Source organism: Pseudomonas sp. NPDC089569 (assembly GCF_050280625.1).
Classification (GTDB): domain Bacteria; phylum Pseudomonadota; class Gammaproteobacteria; order Pseudomonadales; family Pseudomonadaceae; genus Aquipseudomonas.
In genome coordinates, this window is sequence record NZ_JBNNVQ010000114.1 from 1 (window position 1) to 17,651 (window position 17,651).

Here is a 17,651-nt window from a genome sequence, read left to right on the forward strand (position 1 = left end):
TCAGGCGTTGCTCGCCGTCTTGATCACGTGCCATGAACCACTGGGCCAGGCCACCTTTGGAGTCGCCGATGATCAGCGAGATGCCGCCAGTCATCGGCAGGACGGTATTTGGACGGGTCGTCGGAGGTCGAGTGCGGACCGGCGCGGTAGGTGACCCATTCGATCATGGTCGGGCCGAGGTTGCGGCGGGCGCGTTCGGCGGCCCAGGCGGAAGCGGCCCAGGCAGCGACGAAATCGTTGCCATCGACCCGCAGCGACGCAATGCCGCAGCCGACGCCGCGTCCGGCGAAGGTGGTGGCTTCACCGCCGGCAATGGCCTGGAAGGTGGAAATGGCCCACTGGTTGTTGACCACGTTGAGAATCACCGGCGCACGGTAGACGTGGGCGAAGGTCAGGGCGGTATGGAAGTCTGACTCGGCGGTGGCGCCATCGCCGATCCACGCCGAAGCGATTTTGGTGTCGCCCTTGATCGCCGAGGCCATGCCCCAGCCCACACCCTGGACGAACTGGGTGGCCAGGTTGCCGGAAATGGTGAAGAAACCGGCGTCCTTGACCGAGTACATGATCGGCAACTGACGTCCCTTGAGCGGATCGCGCTCGTTGGACAGCAATTGGCAGATCAGGTCCACCAGCGGCACGTCGCGAGCCATCAGGATGCTTTGCTGACGGTAGGTGGGGAAACACATGTCGTCGATGTTCAGCGCCAGGGCCTGGGCGCTGCCGATGGCTTCCTCGCCGAGGCTCTGCATGTAGAACGACATTTTCTTCTGGCGCTGGGCAACCACCATGCGGTTGTCGTAGATCCGCGTCTTGAGCATGGCGCGCATGCCTTTGCGCAGGATCTCTACCGGTACGCCTTCGGACCACGGTCCCAGGGCATTGCCCTGATCGTCGAGCACGCGGATCAGGCCGCGGGCCAGATCAGCCGTGTCGGCCGGTTCAACGTCGATAGGGGGTTTGCGCACCGTACCGGCATCGGTCAGGTGCAGGTAGGAGAAGTCGGTTTTACAGCCGGGACGGCCCGAGGGTTCCGGGACGTGCAGGCGCAGCGGTTCATACGCTTGGGTCATGGCTTCTACGCTCGATCTTGTGAATTTCTTGTAGTGAGCTGACAGCTTTCCTTCGATAAAGGAAATCTTGTCCTACAACAATCATAGGCCCGCCCAAGAAGAATATTTCTCTCTGTTTCGTTGCGCTGAAGATCATTTGCAGATAAAAAATCTGCATAAACAAAAAAAACAGGTGGTTTCGTCTCATGCGCAAACTGGACCGTACTGACATCGGCATTCTCAACAGCCTTCAGGAGAATGCGCGCATCACCAACGCCGACCTGGCGCGTTCGGTCAATCTGTCGCCGACACCGTGTTTCAACCGGGTCAAGGCGATGGAAGAACTGGGCGTGATTCGCGAACAGGTGACGCTGCTCGATGCCGATCTGCTGGGGCTGCATGTGAACGTGTTCATTCACGTCAGCCTGGAAAAACAGGTGGAAGAGGCGTTGCAGCATTTCGAGGAGGCGATCTCCGACCGCCCGGAAGTGATGGAGTGCTACTTGATGGCCGGCGACCCGGATTACCTGATCCGCGTGCTGGTGCCGACCATTCAGTCGCTGGAGCGTTTCATGATGGACTTTCTGACCAAGGTGCCGGGCGTGGCGAACATCCGATCGAGCTTTGCGCTCAAGCAGGTGCGCTACAAGACGGCGCTGCCGTTGCCGGCCAATGGCTTGACGCTGGGTAATTGAAACAAGCCGGATCGCCGCACTGCTGGCTCCTACGGCTTTGGGGAACGCAACAAAACAGGGGTGTATCGAGAGACTGTGGGAGCTGGCTTGCCAGCGAAGAGCCTGACGTCATGCGGCGCCCTTGAAACCGCCCTCGCCTTGTAGGAGCGAGGCTTGCCCGCGAAGGCGGCCTGACGTCATGCAGCGTCTTTGAAACCGCCTTCGCCGGCAAGCCTGGCTCCTACAAAGCAGGTCAGAATTGGTTCAGGGGGATCTTCAGGTAGGTCACGCCATTGTCCTCGGCCGGTGGCAGGTTGCCCGCCCGTACGTTGACCTGGATCGCCGGCAGCAGCAGCGTCGGCATGCCCAGCCCGGCATCGCGGCGGGTGCGCATGTCGACGAAGGTCGCTTCGTCGATGCCGTCACGCACATGGATGTTGCGTTGGCGTTGTTCGCCGACCGTGCTCATGCAGCAAGGTTGGCGGCCTTCGGGCGGGTAGTCGTGGCAGACGTAGAGACGCACGCCGGCGGGGAAGGCCAGCAACTTGTGGATCGAAGCGAACATCTGGTTGGCATTGCCACCCGGAAAGTCACAGCGCGCGGTCCCCACATCCGGCATGAACAGCGTGTCGCCGACCAGGATCACATCGCCGTCGATCAGGTAGGCCATGTCCGCCGGGGTATGGCCGGGGACATGCAGGGCTGTGGCCTTGAGATTGCCGATCATGAAGGACTCATCCGGGGCAAACAGATGATCGAATTGCGAACCGTCGATGCTGAACTGCGGTTCGAGATTGAACAGTGTCTTGAAAACGGTTTGCACTTTGCAGATCGACTGGCCGATGGCGATCTTGCCACCCAGCTCCCGACGCAGATAAGGCGCGGCGGACAAGTGATCGGCATGGGCGTGGGTTTCCAGCAGCCACTGCACCCGCAGGCTGTGCTTTTGCACGAAAGCGATGATCCGGTCGGCCTGCGTGGTGGCGGTTCGTCCGGCGGCGGGGTTGTAGTCGAGCACGGGGTCGACGATCGCACAGTGTCCGCCATCGGCTTCGTAGATCACGTAACTGTAGGTCGACGACGCGTCGTCGAAAAAAGCTTCAATCAGGGCGGGCATGGGGGTTGAGTCTTCATGGATAAGTCATGAGGTTAGATTCATTTTCCCTGTCGTGACCAGTCCTGCGTAAAACCATGCAGGAAAAAAGTACGGCGGGCTCTATCCTGTCACTCATTCGATACCGGGCGTTCCCGGCCTTTGTCATGGGGTTTCAAGTTGCTGGCGATTTTCTTTGGTGTGGTCATGGGGCTGGTGCTGGGGCTGACCGGGGCCGGAGGCGGCATTCTGGCGGTACCGGCCCTGGTGCTGGGGTTGGGCTGGAGCATGACCACGGCGGCACCCGTTGCGCTTTTTGCCGTCGGCAGCGCGGCAGCGGTCGGCGCCATCGACGGGTTGCGCCATGGCCTGGTGCGCTATCGCGCGGCGCTGTTGATCGCGGCGCTGGGTGCGGTGTTTTCTCCGCTGGGCATTTACTTCGCCCACCAGTTGCCGGAGAAAGTCCTGATGATCCTGTTCAGCCTGCTGATGGTCATGGTCGCCGCGCGGATGTTGCGCCCGGAACGCAAGCAAGAAGGTCCCAGCGATCACGGCCATGCCAGTTGGGGCCAGAAGAATTGCATGCTCGACCAACAGACCGGGCGGTTTTCCTGGACTGCCAAATGCACCGCGACCCTCGCGGCCCTCGGTGCGGTGACGGGGGTCGTGTCGGGGTTGCTGGGTGTGGGGGGCGGATTCCTGATCGTGCCGGCGTTCAAGCAACTGACCGACGTGCAGATGCGCGGCATCATCGCCACTTCGCTGATGGTGATCAGTCTGATCTCGGCCATTGGTGTGATCGGCGCCCTGCATGCCGGCGTGCGCATCGACAGCGTCGGTGCATCCTTCATCGTCGCGAGCATCGTCGGCATGATCATCGGCCGCAAGCTGTGCGCTCGAGTGCCGGCGCGGGTCCTGCAAGTGGGCTTCGCCAGCGTCTGTCTGATCGTCGCCGTCTACATGCTCGTGCGGGCCTGACCCCCTACCCGGTGATGCCGAGGGCCACAAGAACCTGTAGGAGCGAGCAAGCTCGCGATGGTCGTTAACGATGACGCGTGTTGCCTGAGTGAACGCAGTTTCCTTGCGTTCGTCGCGAGCTAAGGGGTGTCAGTTGGAAATCATTGGCGGCAGGGTGCCGAGCAAGGACACCGCCGCCACTGCGCCAAGCCCCAGCAGCCACTCCAGCATCACGCTGCTGCGCAACACCGGCAGTTGCCGTTCGCAGTCGTTGATCCTTAGCCGGTTGAACAGCGCCAGGCCAAGCATTGCACCGACCAGTGCGACCTTTATCAGCAGGATAAGGGCAAACCCGGACAACAGCGGCGTAGGCCAGAATGCCCCGGTCAGTACCCGTACGTTGATCAAGCCGGAGACGAGCAGGCCCGCCACCAGGACGTAGCCGACGCCGCTGAAACGCTGCAACAGCGTTTTGATGCCATGACCGTCAGGTCGGCGCAGGATCATCACCAACAGCATCAGCCCACCGAGCCAGGCGCTGACACAAGTCAGGTGCACCAGTTGATTGAGGATCAGTAACCGGCCCTGGATACCGTCAAGCATTGCACCGTGGCCGACCGGGGCCAGGGTTGCCACCAACAGGCCGCCGAGGATGATTTGCAAGGTCCGGTTGGCGCGCAGAGGTGTCAGCAGTAAAGCCACCAGCAAAGCGTTGAACAGCAAGTGCCAGCTCCAGACCTGACCGAAAAAGGTGTGGCCCAGCACCAGCTTCAAGGTCGAGGGATCGAGTGCCGCATCCCAGGCACCGGCCATGCTGACGGTGATCAGCAGCAACCAACCGGCACCGCTCAGCAGTGCCATTACTGCCAGCCAGCCACCAACCTGCGCCAAGGGTTGCTCCAGTGCTGTATCGCGCTGCAGCAGCAACGGCCTGAACACCCAGGCGCCAAACAACGTCAGCACCACGGCGAAATGCAGGAAACGGCACAGCACCATCGCATTCGTCATGTATTACTGGCCGACCTTGAAGCCGTAGGCACCTTCGCTTTTGTGGGTATCGACCGACACCGCGTGCCATTCGACCTTGTAGGAGCCTGCAGTCAAGGGGGCCGCCGGGGTGACGATCAGCGTCTTCTTGTCGTTGCCGTCGGTGGCCAGGCTTTTCACCGCAATGTTGGCGCCGTCACGGCTGATGGTGACTTTGGTGAACGCGGCTTCAACGCCTTCGGAAAATACCAGGCGCAGCTCCGACGGCGCGCTCACGGTACTGTCGGCGGCCGGGGTCTGGCTTTGCAGATGGGCGTGGGCCCACACGGACGAAGCGGCAAACATTGAGCCGACCAGCATGGCGGTAGTCAGGGTGGTTTTCAGGCGCATGTCGAATGTCTCGGCGGCAGGTTGGAAGTGGGCGACAGTTTAGCCGCGCACGGTGCGTTATACGAAGTTTGCTTTTGGCCTGTCGCCGCGCGTCAGGGCGGATGCTAGTCTTGTTTCAGCTTGTTGCCAGGGAGCCCTCATGGGCAATCACAAGATTGAAATTCGCCGCAGTAACGTCGAGAAAATTCTGCTGGGGGCAGAGAAAGTCTTCGCCGAAAAGGGCTTCGGCAGCACCGCCATGGCGGACATCGCCGCCGAGGTGCAGTTGCCGCGTTCCAACCTGCATTACTACTTCAGCACCAAGACCGAGTTGTACAGCGCCGTGCTGCTCGACTTGCTGGATGTGTGGAAGCAGGATGCGCTGTGCTTCGAGATGTTCGACGACCCTCGGGTGGTGCTCAGCAGCTACATTCGCGCCAAGATGAACCACTCCCGCAGCCGGCCGTATGGCTCGAAAGTCTGGGCCAACGAAATCATCCATGGCGCGCCGACCCTGGGCAAGACGCTGGACGCCAGCCTGTACGACTGGGCCAAGATGAAAGAAGCGAAGATTCGCCAATGGGTGGACGACAAGCGCATCCTGCCGGTGGAACCTTCCAGCCTGCTGTACATGATCTGGGCTTCGACCCAGCACTATGCCGACTTCGATCACCAGGTGAACATCCTCAACGACCACCAGCCGCTGTCGGACTTGCAGTTCGAACGGGCGGTACAGACGGTGACCAGCGTGATTTTGCGGGGGATTGGGCTGGAGCCTTGAGATTTGCCGTTATGGTTTCGAGCCTGTTCGCGGGCAAGCCTCGCTCCTACGGGTCTTATGGCGATCATTTGATTTCGGATCGACGCTGGTCCCGTAGGAGCGAGGCTTGCCCGCGAAGGCGTATTTTCAGGCGCCGGTGTGCTCAAGGACTGACGTGGTAGGGATTCCTCGGATCATGATTCCAGTCCAGAAACGGCTTGCCGGTGTCCACCGGCACCATCTCGATGCAATCCTGCACGGGGCAGGTGATCTGGCACAGGTTGCAGCCCACGCATTCCTCTTCGATGACCTGATATTTATGCGTGCCATCGGCCTGCTTGAGGCTGGCCACCGCCTGGTGCGAGGTGTCTTCGCAAGCGATATGGCAACGACCGCAACCGATGCAGGCTTGCTGATCGATTTTGGCGATCACCTGATAGTTGATGTCCAGGTACTTCCAGTCAGTGGTGTTGGCGACCGCGCGCCCCGAAAACTGTGCGATGCTGGCGTAACCCTGACTGTCCATCCAGCGCGACAGGCCGTCCTTCATCTCCTCGACAATGCGAAAACCATGGAGCATCGCCGCCGTGCACACCTGCACCGAGCCACTGCCCAGGGCAATGAATTCCGCCGCGTCGCGCCAGTTGCCGATGCCGCCGATACCGCTGATGGGCAAGCCTTGGGTCTGCGGGTCGCGGGCGATTTCGGCGACCATGTTCAAGGCGATCGGCTTGACCGCTGAACCGCAATAGCCGCCATGGGTGCTCTGGTTGCCCACCATCGGGTTGGCCACCATGCGCTCCAGGTTGACGCTGGTGATCGAGTTGATGGTGTTGATCAGCGAGACGGCATCGGCGCCACCGCGGTGCGCGGCGCGTGCAGCCATGCGGATGTCGGTGATGTTCGGTGTGAGCTTGACGATCACCGGCAGCGAACAATAGGTCTTGCACCAGCGAGTGACCTGCTCGACGTACTCCGGAACCTGACCGACCGCTGCCCCCATGCCGCGTTCGGGCATGCCATGGGGGCAGCCGAAATTCAGCTCGATGCCATCGGCACCCGTGGCCTCCACCAGCGGCAGGATGTGTTTCCAGGATTCTTCGACGCACGGCACCATCAACGACACGATCAAGGCGCGGTCCGGCCAGTCCTTTTTGACCTGGGTGATTTCCCGCAGGTTGACGTCCAGCGAACGGTCGGTGATCAGTTCGATGTTATTGAAACCCAGCACTTCCCGGTTGGCCCCGAAGTGCGCCGAATAGCGTGACGATACGTTGACCGCCGCCGGGTCCTCGCCCAGGGTTTTCCAGACCACGCCGCCCCAGCCGGCCTCGAAGGCGCGGACTACGTTGTAGGCCTTGTCGGTCGGCGGCGCGGAGGCCAGCCAGAAAGGGTTGGGGCTCTTGATGCCGGCGAAGACAATCGATAGATCGGCCATTTATGCAGCCTCCACATTGAGCATCAGTTGCGCGTTGATTGCCTCGGCGGCGCGCTTGCCGTGCTGCACCGCTTGCACGGTGAGGTCCTGATCGAGGCTGGTGCAGTCGCCACCGGCATACACGCCGGGAATGCTGGTGCGCAGGTTCTCGTCCACCAGAATGCGATCGCCATGGCGCTGCAGCTCGCGGGCCAGCGGGTCGGCCAGGGCACTGTCGTCGAATGTCTGGCCGATGGCCTTGAAGATCGCATCGGCGGCCAGCTCGAAGGTTTCGCCGGTGGTTTGCAGGCGGCCCTCGACCAGATGAGTGCGGGCGAAACGCATACCGCGTACCTGGCCCATCCCGTCGAGCAACACCTCTTGCGGTTGTGCCCAGGTCAACAGACGAACCTGGCTGGCTTTGGCGATTTCCTGTTCGTGGTGAGTGGCCCCCATATCCTCGACACCGCGGCGGTACACCAGGTTGACGTCATGGGCACCGAGGCGGGCCATCTGTACCGCCATGTCGATGGCGGTATTGCCGGCCCCGAGCACGATGCAGCGGTCGGCCAGTGGCAGTTGGGTGAGGTCATCGGTCTGCCGCAGCTCGCGAATGTAATCGGTGGCGGCCAGCAGACCGGGCGCCTCTTCATGGGCCAGGCCCAGTTGCTTGCTGGCGTTCAGGCCGAGGCCGAGGAACACGGCGTCGAACTGCTGATGCAAGTCGCCGAGGGTCAGGTTCTCCCCCAGTTTTTGCCCATGGCGGATTTCGATGCCGCCGATTTCCAGCAGGAAATCCAGCTCCCTTTGCGCGTAGTCATCGACCAGCTTGTATTTGGCGATGCCGTATTCATTGAGCCCGCCGGACTTTTCACGGGCCTCGAAGATCACGACGTCATGGCCGTGCATGGCACTGCGATGGGCGCAGGACAATCCGGCAGGGCCTGCGCCGACCACGGCTATGCGCTTGCCGGTCGCGGCGCCACGAGGGAAGGGATGTTCGCTGAACTGTGCGTTGTCCACGGCATAGCGCTGCAGCAGTCCGATCATGACCGGGGCGCACTCATGGGCGTTGTTGCGCACGCAGGCTTGCTGGCAAAGAATTTCCGTCGGGCAGACCCGGGCGCAACTGCCGCCCAGGATATTGGCCGACAGGATGGTCTGCGCCGCCCCCTGAACGTTGTCCTGATGGATATTGCGGATAAAGGACGGAATATCGATTTCGCTCGGGCAAGCGTTCACGCACGGCGCGTCATAGCAATACAGGCAACGCGAAGCCTCCAGGTGAGCCTGCCGGTCGTTGAGCGGCGGGGCCAGGTCGGTGAAATGACCGGCGAGCGTGGCCGCGTTCTCGTAAGGGTGGGGGAGATGGGTCAGGGTCTTGATCACGGTTTTAGCCTCACGGTGATTGAGGTGCTGCCTCTGGCGGGCAGTGGTTTTTGTGCTGTCTGGTCTGACGTCATCGCGAGCAGGCTCGCTCCCACAGGGGCTGCATTTCAAATGTGGGAGCGAGCCTGCTCGCGATAGGTCTCAGCGCTTCACGGCTACCGGCTGATTCAACTCGGCGCGCTTGCTCAACAAATCGAATACCGCCGGATAAGCCGGCCGTTCGATATACCGGCCCGCACCCCGCTCGGCGCGCAAGTCGCCGTCAGCCCAGACAACCCGGCCCTGGCTGATGGTGTGGCTGGGGATGCCGCGCACGGTCTTGCCTTCGAAAATATTGAAGTCGACCTGCTGATGATGGGTTTTGGCGGAAATCGTGCGCGTACCTTGCGGGTCCCACAGCACCAGGTCGGCATCGGCACCGACACGGATGGCGCCTTTGCGAGGGTAGAGGTTGAAAATCTTCGCGGTATTGGTGGAGGTGAGGGCGACGAAATGCTGCATCGACAGGCGCCCGGTGTTCACCCCTTCATCCCAGAGCACGGCCATGCGGTCTTCGATACCGGCGGTGCCGTTGGGGATTTTGCTGAAGTCGTCCTTGCCGGCGGCTTTTTGCTCGGCGCAGAAACAGCAGTGATCGGTGGCGGTGGTGTGCAGGTTGCCCGATTGCAGGCCATGCCAGAGCGCTTCCTGGTGACCGCGTGGGCGAAACGGTGGGCTCATCACGTAGCCGGCGGCGGTTTGCCAGTCCGGGTGTTGATAGACGCTATCGTCCAGCAGCAGGTGCCCGGCCAGTACTTCGCCGTACACCGGTTGGCCCTTGCCACGGGCGTAGGTGATTTCGTCGAGGGCTTCCTTGCTCGATACGTGCACCAGGTAAAGCGGCGTGCCCAGTGTTTCAGCGATGCGAATCGCGCGGCTGGCGGCTTCGCCCTCCACCTGGGAGGGACGTGACAGCGGATGCGCTTCGGGGCCGGTGATGCCCTGGGCCAGCAGTTTGCGTTGCAGGTGGTAAACCAGTTCGCCGTTTTCCGCATGCACGGTGGGCACCGCACCCAGTTCCAGGCAGCGCTCGAAGCTCGCCACCAGGGTATCGTCGGCTGCCATGATCGCGTTTTTGTAAGCCATGAAATGCTTGAAACTGTTGACCCCGTGATGGTTCACCAGCTCGGCCATTTCCTCGCGTACCTGTTCGCTCCACCAGGTGATGGCGACATGAAAGCCATAATCGGAAGCCGATTTTTCTGCCCAGCCGCGCCATTGATGGAAGGCTTCCATCAAGGATTGTTGGGGATTGGGAATCACGAAGTCGATGATCGAGGTGGTGCCGCCGGCAAGCCCGGCCGCGGTGCCGCTGAAAAAGTCTTCGCTGGCCACGGTGCCCATGAAGGGCAATTGCATATGGGTGTGCGGGTCGATGCCGCCGGGCATCAGGTACTGGCCGCTGCCATCGAGAATTTCGGCTCCGGCGGGGACGTCGAGATTCTCGCCAACGGCCTTGATCACGCCGTCTGCGCAATACACATCGGCGCGCCAGGTTTCATCATGGGTAACAACGGTAGCGCCACGGATCAACAGAGACATTCCGGATTCCTCGCAGGCATGACCGACTGATGCCGGTTCTAGATGTTTTTATAGATGGCCATCGTCAACCGATATATTCCTGTCAACGCTGTCAGGAATAAACGCTAGTCGCAGATATCGGAATCGGCAAGAATATTTTTTATAAGCTTATGTAGTTTTTAAGTAGTTGATAATCAAGGAATAAAAACAGAAATCACCAAAATGGTGAGGCTTCTCACCATTTTGACGCACTTGACAGGATTGAAATATGGTCAAGATTTTCTATGGCAAATCAGTTGTTTGAGTATGGTCTATGGTTGATGCGCAAATCCGGAAAAATGATGAACGCACCAGTTTGAGTCCTGTCTGTTCGAACAACTTGCCTGGCATTCGGCCTGAGTGGCCCGGCGGGTATACAAAGGACTGGATGAGTGAATATTAAAAGCTGATAAACATCAGCAAGTTACAAGTTGGTAGTGGCGCCGTTCATTGCATCAGCAGGGAACCCGGCATGTTTATTGATGCCGCTGCTGGCAATCCGGCCGGCCCATGAAAGTTGTCAGTTCCTCCGGCCATCGCCCGGCTTGCGCTTCATGGCGCCAGCCGCCGGTGAGCAACAATAATCAAAAGAACAGTGGAGCGGCCATGCAACAGATCAGATCGCAGGTAACCGAGCGCGACGGCTTGTTTGAGCTGGAGGCCGGCAGCGACGTCCTCGACAGTCCCCGATACAACCACGACATGGCACCGACCAGGGTGCGCGAAAGAACCTGGAACCAATGGCATATCACCGCTTTGTGGGTCGGCATGTCGATCTGCGTGCCGACTTACACCCTGGGCGGTGTACTGACGGCCTATTTCGGCCTGAGCGTCGGCGAAGCGCTGCTGGCCATCCTGCTGGCCAACATTATTGTGTTGATTCCGCTGACCCTGAACGCCTTTGCCGGAACCAAATACGGAATTCCGTTCCCGGTATTGCTGCGTTCGTCGTTCGGCATTCTCGGTTCCAACATCCCGTGCCTGATCCGCGCCCTGGTGGCCTGTGGCTGGTTCGGTATCCAGACCCTGTTCGGTGGTCTGGCTATCCATCTGTTTCTGGGGTCGGTGTTCGAAGGCTGGAAATCATTGGGCGGCACCGGTGAAGTGCTGGGTTTCATGATGTTCTGGGTCCTGAACCTGTGGGTGGTGATTCGGGGCGCCGAGTCGATCAAATGGCTGGAAACCCTCTCTGCGCCGTTGCTGGTGGCGGTCGGTGTCGGCCTGCTGGTCTGGGCGATGCCCAATGTGTCGATGACCGAGCTGCTGGCCATCCCGGCCAAACGGCCGGAAGGGGCCAGCGTCACCAGTTACTTTGCCGCCGGCCTCACCGCGATGGTCGGATTCTGGGCCACCTTGTCGCTCAACATCCCGGACTTCAGCCGCTACGCCAAAAGCCAGAAGGACCAGATTGTCGGGCAGATCATCGGTTTGCCATTGACCATGTTCCTGTTCGCCTCGCTGGGGGTCGTCATGACCGCCGCCTCGGTCAAACTGGTGGGCGTGACGGTGTCCGACCCGGTGACGCTGATCGGCCATATCCAGAGCCCGTTCTGGGTGGCGGTGGCCATGGCGCTGATCATCATTGCCACCTTGTCCACCAACACGGCGGCCAACATCGTGTCGCCGACCAACGACTTCCAGAACATCGCGCCCAAGGTCATCAACCGGACCCGGGCGGTGATGCTCACCGGGTTTGTCGGGTTGGCGCTGATGGGCCATGAGCTACTGAAAAAGCTCGGCCTGATTGTCTCGGACATCAGTCTTGAAACCGTCTATTCCAACTGGTTGCTGGGCTATTCGAGTCTGCTGGGGCCGATTGCCGGGATCATGGTGGTCGATTATTTCCTGATCAAGAAGCAGCAACTGGACCTGGCTGGCCTCTATCGCGACGACGTGTACCCGGCGTGGAACTGGAACGGTTTCCTTGCGTTTGCTGTGCCGGTGGTGCTGACGCTGTTGTCGCTGGGCAGCGATGCCTTCAACTGGTTCTACAGCTACGGCTGGTTCACCGGCTCGGCCCTGGGTGGATTGATCTACTACGGGTTGTGCGCGATGCGCCCTAGTCCGTCAGTCGCGAAATCTGCGGTGTAAGGGCTGACCCTATCGCGAGCAGGCTCGCTCCCACAATTGAAATGCATTCTCCCTGTGGGAGCGAGCCTGCTCGCGATGGCGGCCTTACAGACACCCGGCAATTATCTGAAGAAACCCATAAGAACAGCCTGAGGAGATCACCATGAACGCTGCCGTCGACGTTCTGCAATCCAGCCTTCAGCACATCAACCGCGACCGCCTGTGGCAGTCGCTCATGGAACTGGCCAAACTTGGCGCGACCGTCAAGGGCGGTGTCTGCCGCCTGGCCCTGACCGATCTCGACCGCCAGGCCCGGGACACGTTCGTCCAATGGTGCGAGCAGGCAGGCTGCACGGTCAGCATTGACGCGGTGGGCAATATCTTTGCCCGTCGTCCTGGTCGTAATCCGGATCTGCCGCCGGTGATGACCGGCAGCCACATCGATACCCAGCCCACCGGTGGCAAGTTCGACGGGTGCTTCGGTGTGCTGGCCGGTGTCGAAGTACTACGCACCCTCAGCGACCTGAAGATTGAAACCGAGGCGCCGCTGGAAGTGGTGGTGTGGACCAATGAAGAAGGCTCGCGCTTCGCCCCCTGCATGATGGGGTCGGGCGTGTTCGCGGAAAAATTCACCCTCGAGGAAACCCTGGCCAAGGTCGATGCCGAGGGTGTCACCGTCGGCCAGGCGCTGAACGCCATTGGCTATGCCGGCCCACGCAAGGTCAGCGGTCATGCCGTCGGTGCGTATTTTGAGGCACATATCGAGCAAGGGCCGATTCTCGAAGACGAGCGCAAAACCATCGGCGTGGTGATGGGGGCCCTCGGGCAGAAATGGTTCGACCTGAAACTGCGCGGCGTCGAAGCCCATGCCGGCCCGACGCCAATGCACCTGCGCAAGGATGCCCTGGTCGGCGCCGCCGTGATCGTCGGTGCGGTCAATCGTGCCGCCCTTGGCCACCAGCCCCACGCCTGCGGCACTGTCGGTTGCCTGCAAGCGTATCCAGGCTCGCGCAACGTCATTCCCGGCGAAGTGCGCATGACCCTCGATTTCCGTCACCTTGAGCCGGCCCGGCTGGATTCGATGATCGCCGAGGTTCGCCAAGTCATCGAAACCACCTGTGAAGAACACGGCCTGAGCTTCGAACTGACACCCACTGCCGACTTTCCGCCGCTGTACTTCGACAAGGGCTGTGTCGAAGCGGTACGCAGTGCTGCGCAAGGTCTGGGGTTGTCGCACATGGATATCGTCAGTGGGGCAGGGCATGACGCCATTTTCCTCGCTGAACTCGGTCCGGCGGGCATGATCTTCGTGCCGTGCGAGGGCGGTATCAGCCACAACGAAATCGAAAACGCAGCGCCCGATGACCTGGCAGCGGGTTGCGCGGTGTTGTTGCGGGCGATGCTGGCGGCTTCGGCGGCGATTGCAAGTGGTCAAACATCGGTGTGAATGGCTTGAAACGCGCTGAAGGAACAGCGCTTTTCATATTGCAGGAAATTCCGATTGTAACCGTCCAGGAAAGCACTTGAAACTAACAGATCTGCTAGCTAGGCAAAAACTATTAAGTGCACCATTTTAACGCAGTGTCTTGATCCTTTTATGAAGGGGGTAATTCAATGTCCCTTAAACACTGCAAAGTTGAGCTGTGCCACTACTATTACGATCCATTGGATCAACAAATCAGCGTTGTGCTCTCGGAGCAAGATATCGCTCAACGCTTTTACTGCAGAAATAATTTAGTAACTGTAATACAAGGTGCAGAGCGATCCAGCATATTTCGGTGTAATGATCAAGCATTAGCGCAGTTTCGTGGGCGGATCGGTAACACCGACACGTCGCTTCTTGCGATTGATCAAAAAAAAACGGTGTTGAACGTCTTCGGTTCCACGTGGACTACTCATTCCATTGCCTACACGCCTTATGGATATCATCAGGCGGGAAACGTTTTGACCACCTTGCTGGGGTTCAACGGCGAAAGTTTCGATTACTTGACCGGCTCTTATCATTTAGGAAGGGGGTATCGCCAGTTTAACCCGGTATTAATGAGGTTTTGCAGTCCGGACAACATTAGTCCATTTGGAAAGGGTGGAATGAATGCTTACGCATATTGCGGAGGAGAACCGGTGATGAGATTTGATCCTGATGGTCATTTTTTTGCATCTGCGCTTGCCAAGCCTTTTCTAAATGTATTCACTTCTCGACAGTCATCAAGTCTTCTAGCTAAGCAATTGCGAAGCGCAAAAGTCGTTCGAGTGGATAATGTGGAGATTAAAGCGCCACGCTTTTTTAAGGGGGAAAATTATTTTGGTCAAGAGGTTTTTCTGAGTAAGACAGAATATGTGAAATTAAATAAAGTTAAGTTAAAGTTGGATCAATATGCAAGTGGTGTGGATAGAGAGAATTCGCGTTTGATTAAAGTTTATAATCTTGATGAGGCTGGCATTAAAATCGCCAGTGTTACAGGCTCGTCAAGCTATCAGTATAAAAGTCCCAGTGGTAAGCCGTTAGTGGAGCTTTTGGGGTCAATTAAGCGAGTGGATGCGGTTCTGGAAACAAATGATAATATTTTGAGGCGCCTTGCTCCTGTCGCCCAAACAGTTAGCGGTATTCGACGGTAGTTTTTTTGGTCTGCCGGAAGTTATGCTATATATCTATTATTGTATGGGTGGTGTTTCGTGTTTTTCAGGTTTATACCTCTTTGAGTTGGTTGTATAAGATAATCTAAACTTGCCGAGCATCCTTTGGGTGCGAGTTTGTTCGCGATATCGTTTTGTTATACGACTTACATATTGAATTGGGCGCGGCCATTACAAGCTAATCGATTTACCAAAAGGTCCGCAGCTTCCTCGCACTATCGGACAATCCTACGGTCGTACTCTCAATAGGGTCTACTACCTGTTGCACCTGTGGAGTCTTATGAACCAGGACGTCCTGATCACTGAAACCAACCGCCGACAGTTGCAGCAGATCATCGCCGGGCTGTCTGACGGGGTGATTCTGCTGGACCCCGACGGCAGTATTCGTTGGGCCAATGACGCGGCGCTGGCCATGCATGGAGTCGGGCAGGTCGTGGAGCTGGGCGTCGATGTGCAGGCGTACGCCAAACGCTTCGCCTTGCGTTATCGCAACAATCACGTGGTGCCCATCGAGAGCTACCCGATCTATCGAGTGGCGCAAGGTGAAAGTTTCACCGATGTGGTGGTGCAGGTAACGGCGCAGCCATCGGAGCGTTCCTGGGTCCACCGGGTCCGCAGCCTGGTGCTGGTGGACAGTCGCGACGAGCCGGAGTCCCTGGTCTTGATCATGGACGACGTCACCGACTGGGCCAGTGCCGAGCAACGTTTCGAGAAAACCTTTGCGGCCAACCCGGCGCCGGCGGTGATCTGCCGCCTCAGCGATTTGCGCTACATCAAGGTCAATCCGGGGTTTCTCGAGATGACCGGTTATGCCCGCGAGCAAGTGATCGGTTGCTCGACCTATGAACTGGATGTGCTGGAACAGGCGCAGAACAAGGACCTGGCCAAGCAGCGCTTGCGCGAAGGCAGCACCATCCCGCAAATGCAGGCCGAGCTGCGACTGCCCGATGGCAGCAGCAAGCAGGTGATCGTCGCCGGCCAACCCCTTGAGCTGAACGACGAACCCTGCATGTTGTTTTCGTTTGTCGACATGGAGCCGCGGCACAAAGCCGAAACCGCCTTGCGCCAGAGCGAGGAACGTTTTGCCAAGGCGTTTCGCCTGTCGCCCGTGCCGATTCTGATCTGTGGCGCACGGGATCAGGTGGTGCTGGATGTCAATGAGGCGTTCCTCGATACCCTCGGCTATCCCGGTGAGGAAGTCATCGGTGAGGCTATTGCGCAGATCGACTTCATCGACGACAAGGATGCGCGGATGCGGCTGTTCGCGGCACTTGAGAAAACCGGAAGCCTGGATCGTGTCGATGTCAGGCTTCGAAAAAAAGACGCCACGCCGATTGATTGCGCGGTGTCGGCCGACACCGTGAACATTCAGGACAATCCCTGTTACCTGTTGGTGCTGATGGATATCACCGAGCGCAAACGCACGGAGCTTGAACTGGTGGCGGCGATCGAAGAAGTGATGAAGGACGCATCATGGTTCAGCCGCACGCTGATCGAGAAGCTCGCCAATGTGAAGAGCGTCAACTCACCCCGGTTGCCCAGCGTGTCATTGACCGATCTGACGGCCCGTGAACGCGATGTGCTGGGTCTGATTTGCGAAGGCCTGGCCGACAAGGAAATTGCGGCGCGACTGAAGCTGGCGCCGAATACGGTGCGCAATCATGTGGCGACCGTGTACTCCAAGCTTGATGTACACAGCCGCAGCGAGGCCATTGTCTGGGCGCGCGAGCGCGGCCTGTTTTCCGGGACAGGGCGATCCAGGGGGCAAAGTTAAGGTGCAAATGCACTAGCGATCAGGGTGCAAATGAAGGTTATGGCAGGGTGCGGTGACGCTTAGGCTGAGATGGTGCGAGGTCAACTTCGACTTCGTTTTCTCATTGAAAGCACAAGGACCGCCCCATGATCGACCCACGCTCAATCGTCGCTCCAAGCCAATGCCCGGTGCGTGCGCAATGATTCACCTGGCGCAATTGCGGCTGCTGCTTGAACGCTGTTTTTCGCCGCTGGCGTGCGAGTGCACGGTCACCGGTGATCACTCCTTGACGCTGAAGCTTTACCATCCGGCATCGGGTCAGGTGGACCTGGTGATCAGCGGATTGAACATGGCCACGCTACAGACGCCTGAATCGGTCGCCACGCTGATTGAAGAGCTCAGTTACGAACTGCAGAGCAATACGTTGCAACGCCCCGACCCGATTCTGTAGAGCGTTCCATGTCTTCCGGCATGGAAGATGGCCCGCCCAAAGCCGTACAAAAAATCATTTTCTGCGATTGCGTCGTGAACTTTCCGGCGTTGTTTTGTTTCACACCCATGTGTACATCACAAATCGCGGGTCATCCTATGAACAGTCTTGGGAAACGCGTCTTTGCAGCATTTTGTCTGGCGATCCTCGCAGGGTGCGCCAGTCCGCCTCCGCCGCCACCCGCGGCGCCGCCGCCCCCTCCGGAACGCACCTGCCAGACCATGGATAAAACCGATGTGCTGGGCGAAGCGCGGGCCGAAAACGGGGAGGTGACGCGGGTCACGACAACCACCCGCTGCGTCACCCAATAACCCAAGTTGGCCTATTGGCCCGCAGGCATCATGATGGCCGTCGGCTTGTATCTGGTCGTTCGCCGATAGCCAGTTGTGTGAACGACTGGCACACTGTTT

15 protein-coding genes and 2 pseudogenes are annotated in these 17,651 nt (G+C 59.1%); 9 read left to right on the forward strand and 8 right to left on the reverse strand.

The window, feature by feature from the left end; genetic code table 11:
• Both ACQKP2_RS27710 and ACQKP2_RS27715 read right to left on the reverse strand, forming a co-directional pair.
• A pseudogene (locus tag ACQKP2_RS27710) lies at positions 1 to 91 on the reverse strand (hypothetical protein); the annotation flags it as partial.
• A pseudogene (locus ACQKP2_RS27715) lies at positions 87 to 1,070 on the reverse strand (3-methyl-2-oxobutanoate dehydrogenase (2-methylpropanoyl-transferring) subunit alpha); the annotation flags it as partial. The pseudogenes ACQKP2_RS27710 and ACQKP2_RS27715, both read right to left, overlap by 5 nt.
• Before the next feature lie 185 nt (positions 1,071 to 1,255).
• On the opposite strand from ACQKP2_RS27715, the gene bkdR reads away from it, so the two are divergent.
• Complete coding sequence (bkdR, locus tag ACQKP2_RS27720; protein ID WP_007976593.1) at positions 1,256 to 1,744, forward strand: Bkd operon transcriptional regulator BkdR; 489 nt, start codon at positions 1,256 to 1,258, stop codon at positions 1,742 to 1,744.
• A gap of 232 nt (positions 1,745 to 1,976) precedes the next feature.
• On the opposite strand, the gene ACQKP2_RS27725 is transcribed toward bkdR, so the two are convergent.
• On the reverse strand, positions 1,977 to 2,840 hold the full coding sequence (locus ACQKP2_RS27725) for an MBL fold metallo-hydrolase (protein ID WP_427581219.1): 864 nt from the start codon (positions 2,838 to 2,840) through the stop codon (positions 1,977 to 1,979).
• Positions 2,841 to 2,996: 156 nt separating this feature from the next.
• On the opposite strand from ACQKP2_RS27725, the gene ACQKP2_RS27730 reads away from it, so the two are divergent.
• The gene (locus ACQKP2_RS27730; RefSeq protein WP_427581220.1) at positions 2,997 to 3,794 is read left to right on the forward strand and encodes a sulfite exporter TauE/SafE family protein; all 798 of its coding nucleotides are present in this window, start codon (positions 2,997 to 2,999) and stop codon (positions 3,792 to 3,794) included.
• 129 nt (positions 3,795 to 3,923) lie between these two features.
• Here the strand turns inward: ACQKP2_RS27730 and copD are convergent, their stop codons facing one another.
• Positions 3,924 to 4,781 carry a copper homeostasis membrane protein CopD gene (copD, locus tag ACQKP2_RS27735; protein WP_427581222.1) on the reverse strand — a complete coding sequence of 286 codons (858 nt, stop codon included), beginning with the start codon at positions 4,779 to 4,781 and terminating at the stop codon, positions 3,924 to 3,926.
• A 3-nt stretch (positions 4,782 to 4,784) separates the two neighbouring features.
• On the reverse strand, positions 4,785 to 5,150 hold the full coding sequence (gene copC, locus ACQKP2_RS27740; protein ID WP_427581224.1) for a copper homeostasis periplasmic binding protein CopC: 366 nt from the start codon (positions 5,148 to 5,150) through the stop codon (positions 4,785 to 4,787).
• 139 nt (positions 5,151 to 5,289) lie between these two features.
• Between copC and ACQKP2_RS27745 the strand changes: the two genes are divergently transcribed.
• Positions 5,290 to 5,910, forward strand: coding sequence for a TetR/AcrR family transcriptional regulator (locus tag ACQKP2_RS27745; protein ID WP_427581226.1), 621 nt, complete (start codon positions 5,290 to 5,292; stop codon positions 5,908 to 5,910).
• Positions 5,911 to 6,052: 142 nt separating this feature from the next.
• On the opposite strand, the gene preA is transcribed toward ACQKP2_RS27745, so the two are convergent.
• The 3 genes from preA to hydA all read right to left on the reverse strand — a co-directional run bounded on the left by preA (position 6,053) and on the right by hydA (position 10,276).
• Positions 6,053 to 7,327: an NAD-dependent dihydropyrimidine dehydrogenase subunit PreA gene (gene preA / locus ACQKP2_RS27750; RefSeq protein WP_427581228.1), complete on the reverse strand. Its 1,275-nt coding sequence runs from the start codon at positions 7,325 to 7,327 to the stop codon at positions 6,053 to 6,055.
• Complete coding sequence (locus ACQKP2_RS27755) at positions 7,328 to 8,695, reverse strand: NAD(P)-dependent oxidoreductase (RefSeq protein ID WP_427581230.1); 1,368 nt, start codon at positions 8,693 to 8,695, stop codon at positions 7,328 to 7,330.
• Positions 8,696 to 8,836: 141 nt separating this feature from the next.
• Positions 8,837 to 10,276, reverse strand: coding sequence for a dihydropyrimidinase (hydA, locus tag ACQKP2_RS27760; protein WP_427581232.1), 1,440 nt, complete (start codon positions 10,274 to 10,276; stop codon positions 8,837 to 8,839).
• Between the two features lie 624 nt (positions 10,277 to 10,900).
• Here hydA and ACQKP2_RS27765 point away from each other — a divergent pair.
• The 6 genes from ACQKP2_RS27765 to ACQKP2_RS27790 all read left to right on the forward strand — a co-directional run bounded on the left by ACQKP2_RS27765 (position 10,901) and on the right by ACQKP2_RS27790 (position 17,552).
• Positions 10,901 to 12,385 carry an NCS1 family nucleobase:cation symporter-1 gene (locus ACQKP2_RS27765; RefSeq protein ID WP_427581234.1) on the forward strand — a complete coding sequence of 495 codons (1,485 nt, stop codon included), beginning with the start codon at positions 10,901 to 10,903 and terminating at the stop codon, positions 12,383 to 12,385.
• 142 nt (positions 12,386 to 12,527) lie between these two features.
• Positions 12,528 to 13,811: a Zn-dependent hydrolase gene (locus ACQKP2_RS27770; protein WP_427581236.1), complete on the forward strand. Its 1,284-nt coding sequence runs from the start codon at positions 12,528 to 12,530 to the stop codon at positions 13,809 to 13,811.
• A gap of 167 nt (positions 13,812 to 13,978) precedes the next feature.
• Entirely contained in the window at positions 13,979 to 14,980 is a 1,002-nt protein-coding gene (locus ACQKP2_RS27775; RefSeq protein WP_427581238.1) for an RHS repeat-associated core domain-containing protein, read from the forward strand.
• Between the two features lie 298 nt (positions 14,981 to 15,278).
• Entirely contained in the window at positions 15,279 to 16,772 is a 1,494-nt protein-coding gene (locus tag ACQKP2_RS27780) for a helix-turn-helix transcriptional regulator (RefSeq protein WP_427581240.1), read from the forward strand.
• A 178-nt stretch (positions 16,773 to 16,950) separates the two neighbouring features.
• Positions 16,951 to 17,202, forward strand: a complete 252-nt coding sequence (locus ACQKP2_RS27785) for a DUF1652 domain-containing protein (protein ID WP_427581242.1) — start codon at positions 16,951 to 16,953, stop codon at positions 17,200 to 17,202.
• 8 nt (positions 17,203 to 17,210) lie between these two features.
• Positions 17,211 to 17,552: a hypothetical protein gene (locus tag ACQKP2_RS27790; RefSeq protein WP_427581244.1), complete on the forward strand. Its 342-nt coding sequence runs from the start codon at positions 17,211 to 17,213 to the stop codon at positions 17,550 to 17,552.
• Positions 17,553 to 17,651: the final 99 nt, after the last annotated feature.

Excerpts from the sequence above, each read along its gene's own strand:
- ACQKP2_RS27765 (WP_427581234.1), top strand. The coding sequence starts at position 10,901 with ATGCAACAGATCAGATCGCAGGTAACCGAGCGCGACGGCTTGTTTGAG.
- ACQKP2_RS27785 (WP_427581242.1), top strand. The coding sequence starts at position 16,951 with ATGATTCACCTGGCGCAATTGCGGCTGCTGCTTGAACGCTGTTTTTCG.
- ACQKP2_RS27745 (WP_427581226.1), top strand. The coding sequence starts at position 5,290 with ATGGGCAATCACAAGATTGAAATTCGCCGCAGTAACGTCGAGAAAATT.
- preA (WP_427581228.1), bottom strand. The coding sequence starts at position 7,327 with ATGGCCGATCTATCGATTGTCTTCGCCGGCATCAAGAGCCCCAACCCT.
- ACQKP2_RS27775 (WP_427581238.1), top strand. The coding sequence starts at position 13,979 with ATGTCCCTTAAACACTGCAAAGTTGAGCTGTGCCACTACTATTACGAT.
- ACQKP2_RS27780 (WP_427581240.1), top strand. The coding sequence starts at position 15,279 with ATGAACCAGGACGTCCTGATCACTGAAACCAACCGCCGACAGTTGCAG.
- ACQKP2_RS27790 (WP_427581244.1), top strand. The coding sequence starts at position 17,211 with ATGTCTTCCGGCATGGAAGATGGCCCGCCCAAAGCCGTACAAAAAATC.
- ACQKP2_RS27725 (WP_427581219.1), bottom strand. The coding sequence starts at position 2,840 with ATGCCCGCCCTGATTGAAGCTTTTTTCGACGACGCGTCGTCGACCTAC.
- hydA (WP_427581232.1), bottom strand. The coding sequence starts at position 10,276 with ATGTCTCTGTTGATCCGTGGCGCTACCGTTGTTACCCATGATGAAACC.
- copC (WP_427581224.1), bottom strand. The coding sequence starts at position 5,150 with ATGCGCCTGAAAACCACCCTGACTACCGCCATGCTGGTCGGCTCAATG.
- bkdR (WP_007976593.1), top strand. The coding sequence starts at position 1,256 with ATGCGCAAACTGGACCGTACTGACATCGGCATTCTCAACAGCCTTCAG.
- ACQKP2_RS27770 (WP_427581236.1), top strand. The coding sequence starts at position 12,528 with ATGAACGCTGCCGTCGACGTTCTGCAATCCAGCCTTCAGCACATCAAC.
- copD (WP_427581222.1), bottom strand. The coding sequence starts at position 4,781 with ATGACGAATGCGATGGTGCTGTGCCGTTTCCTGCATTTCGCCGTGGTG.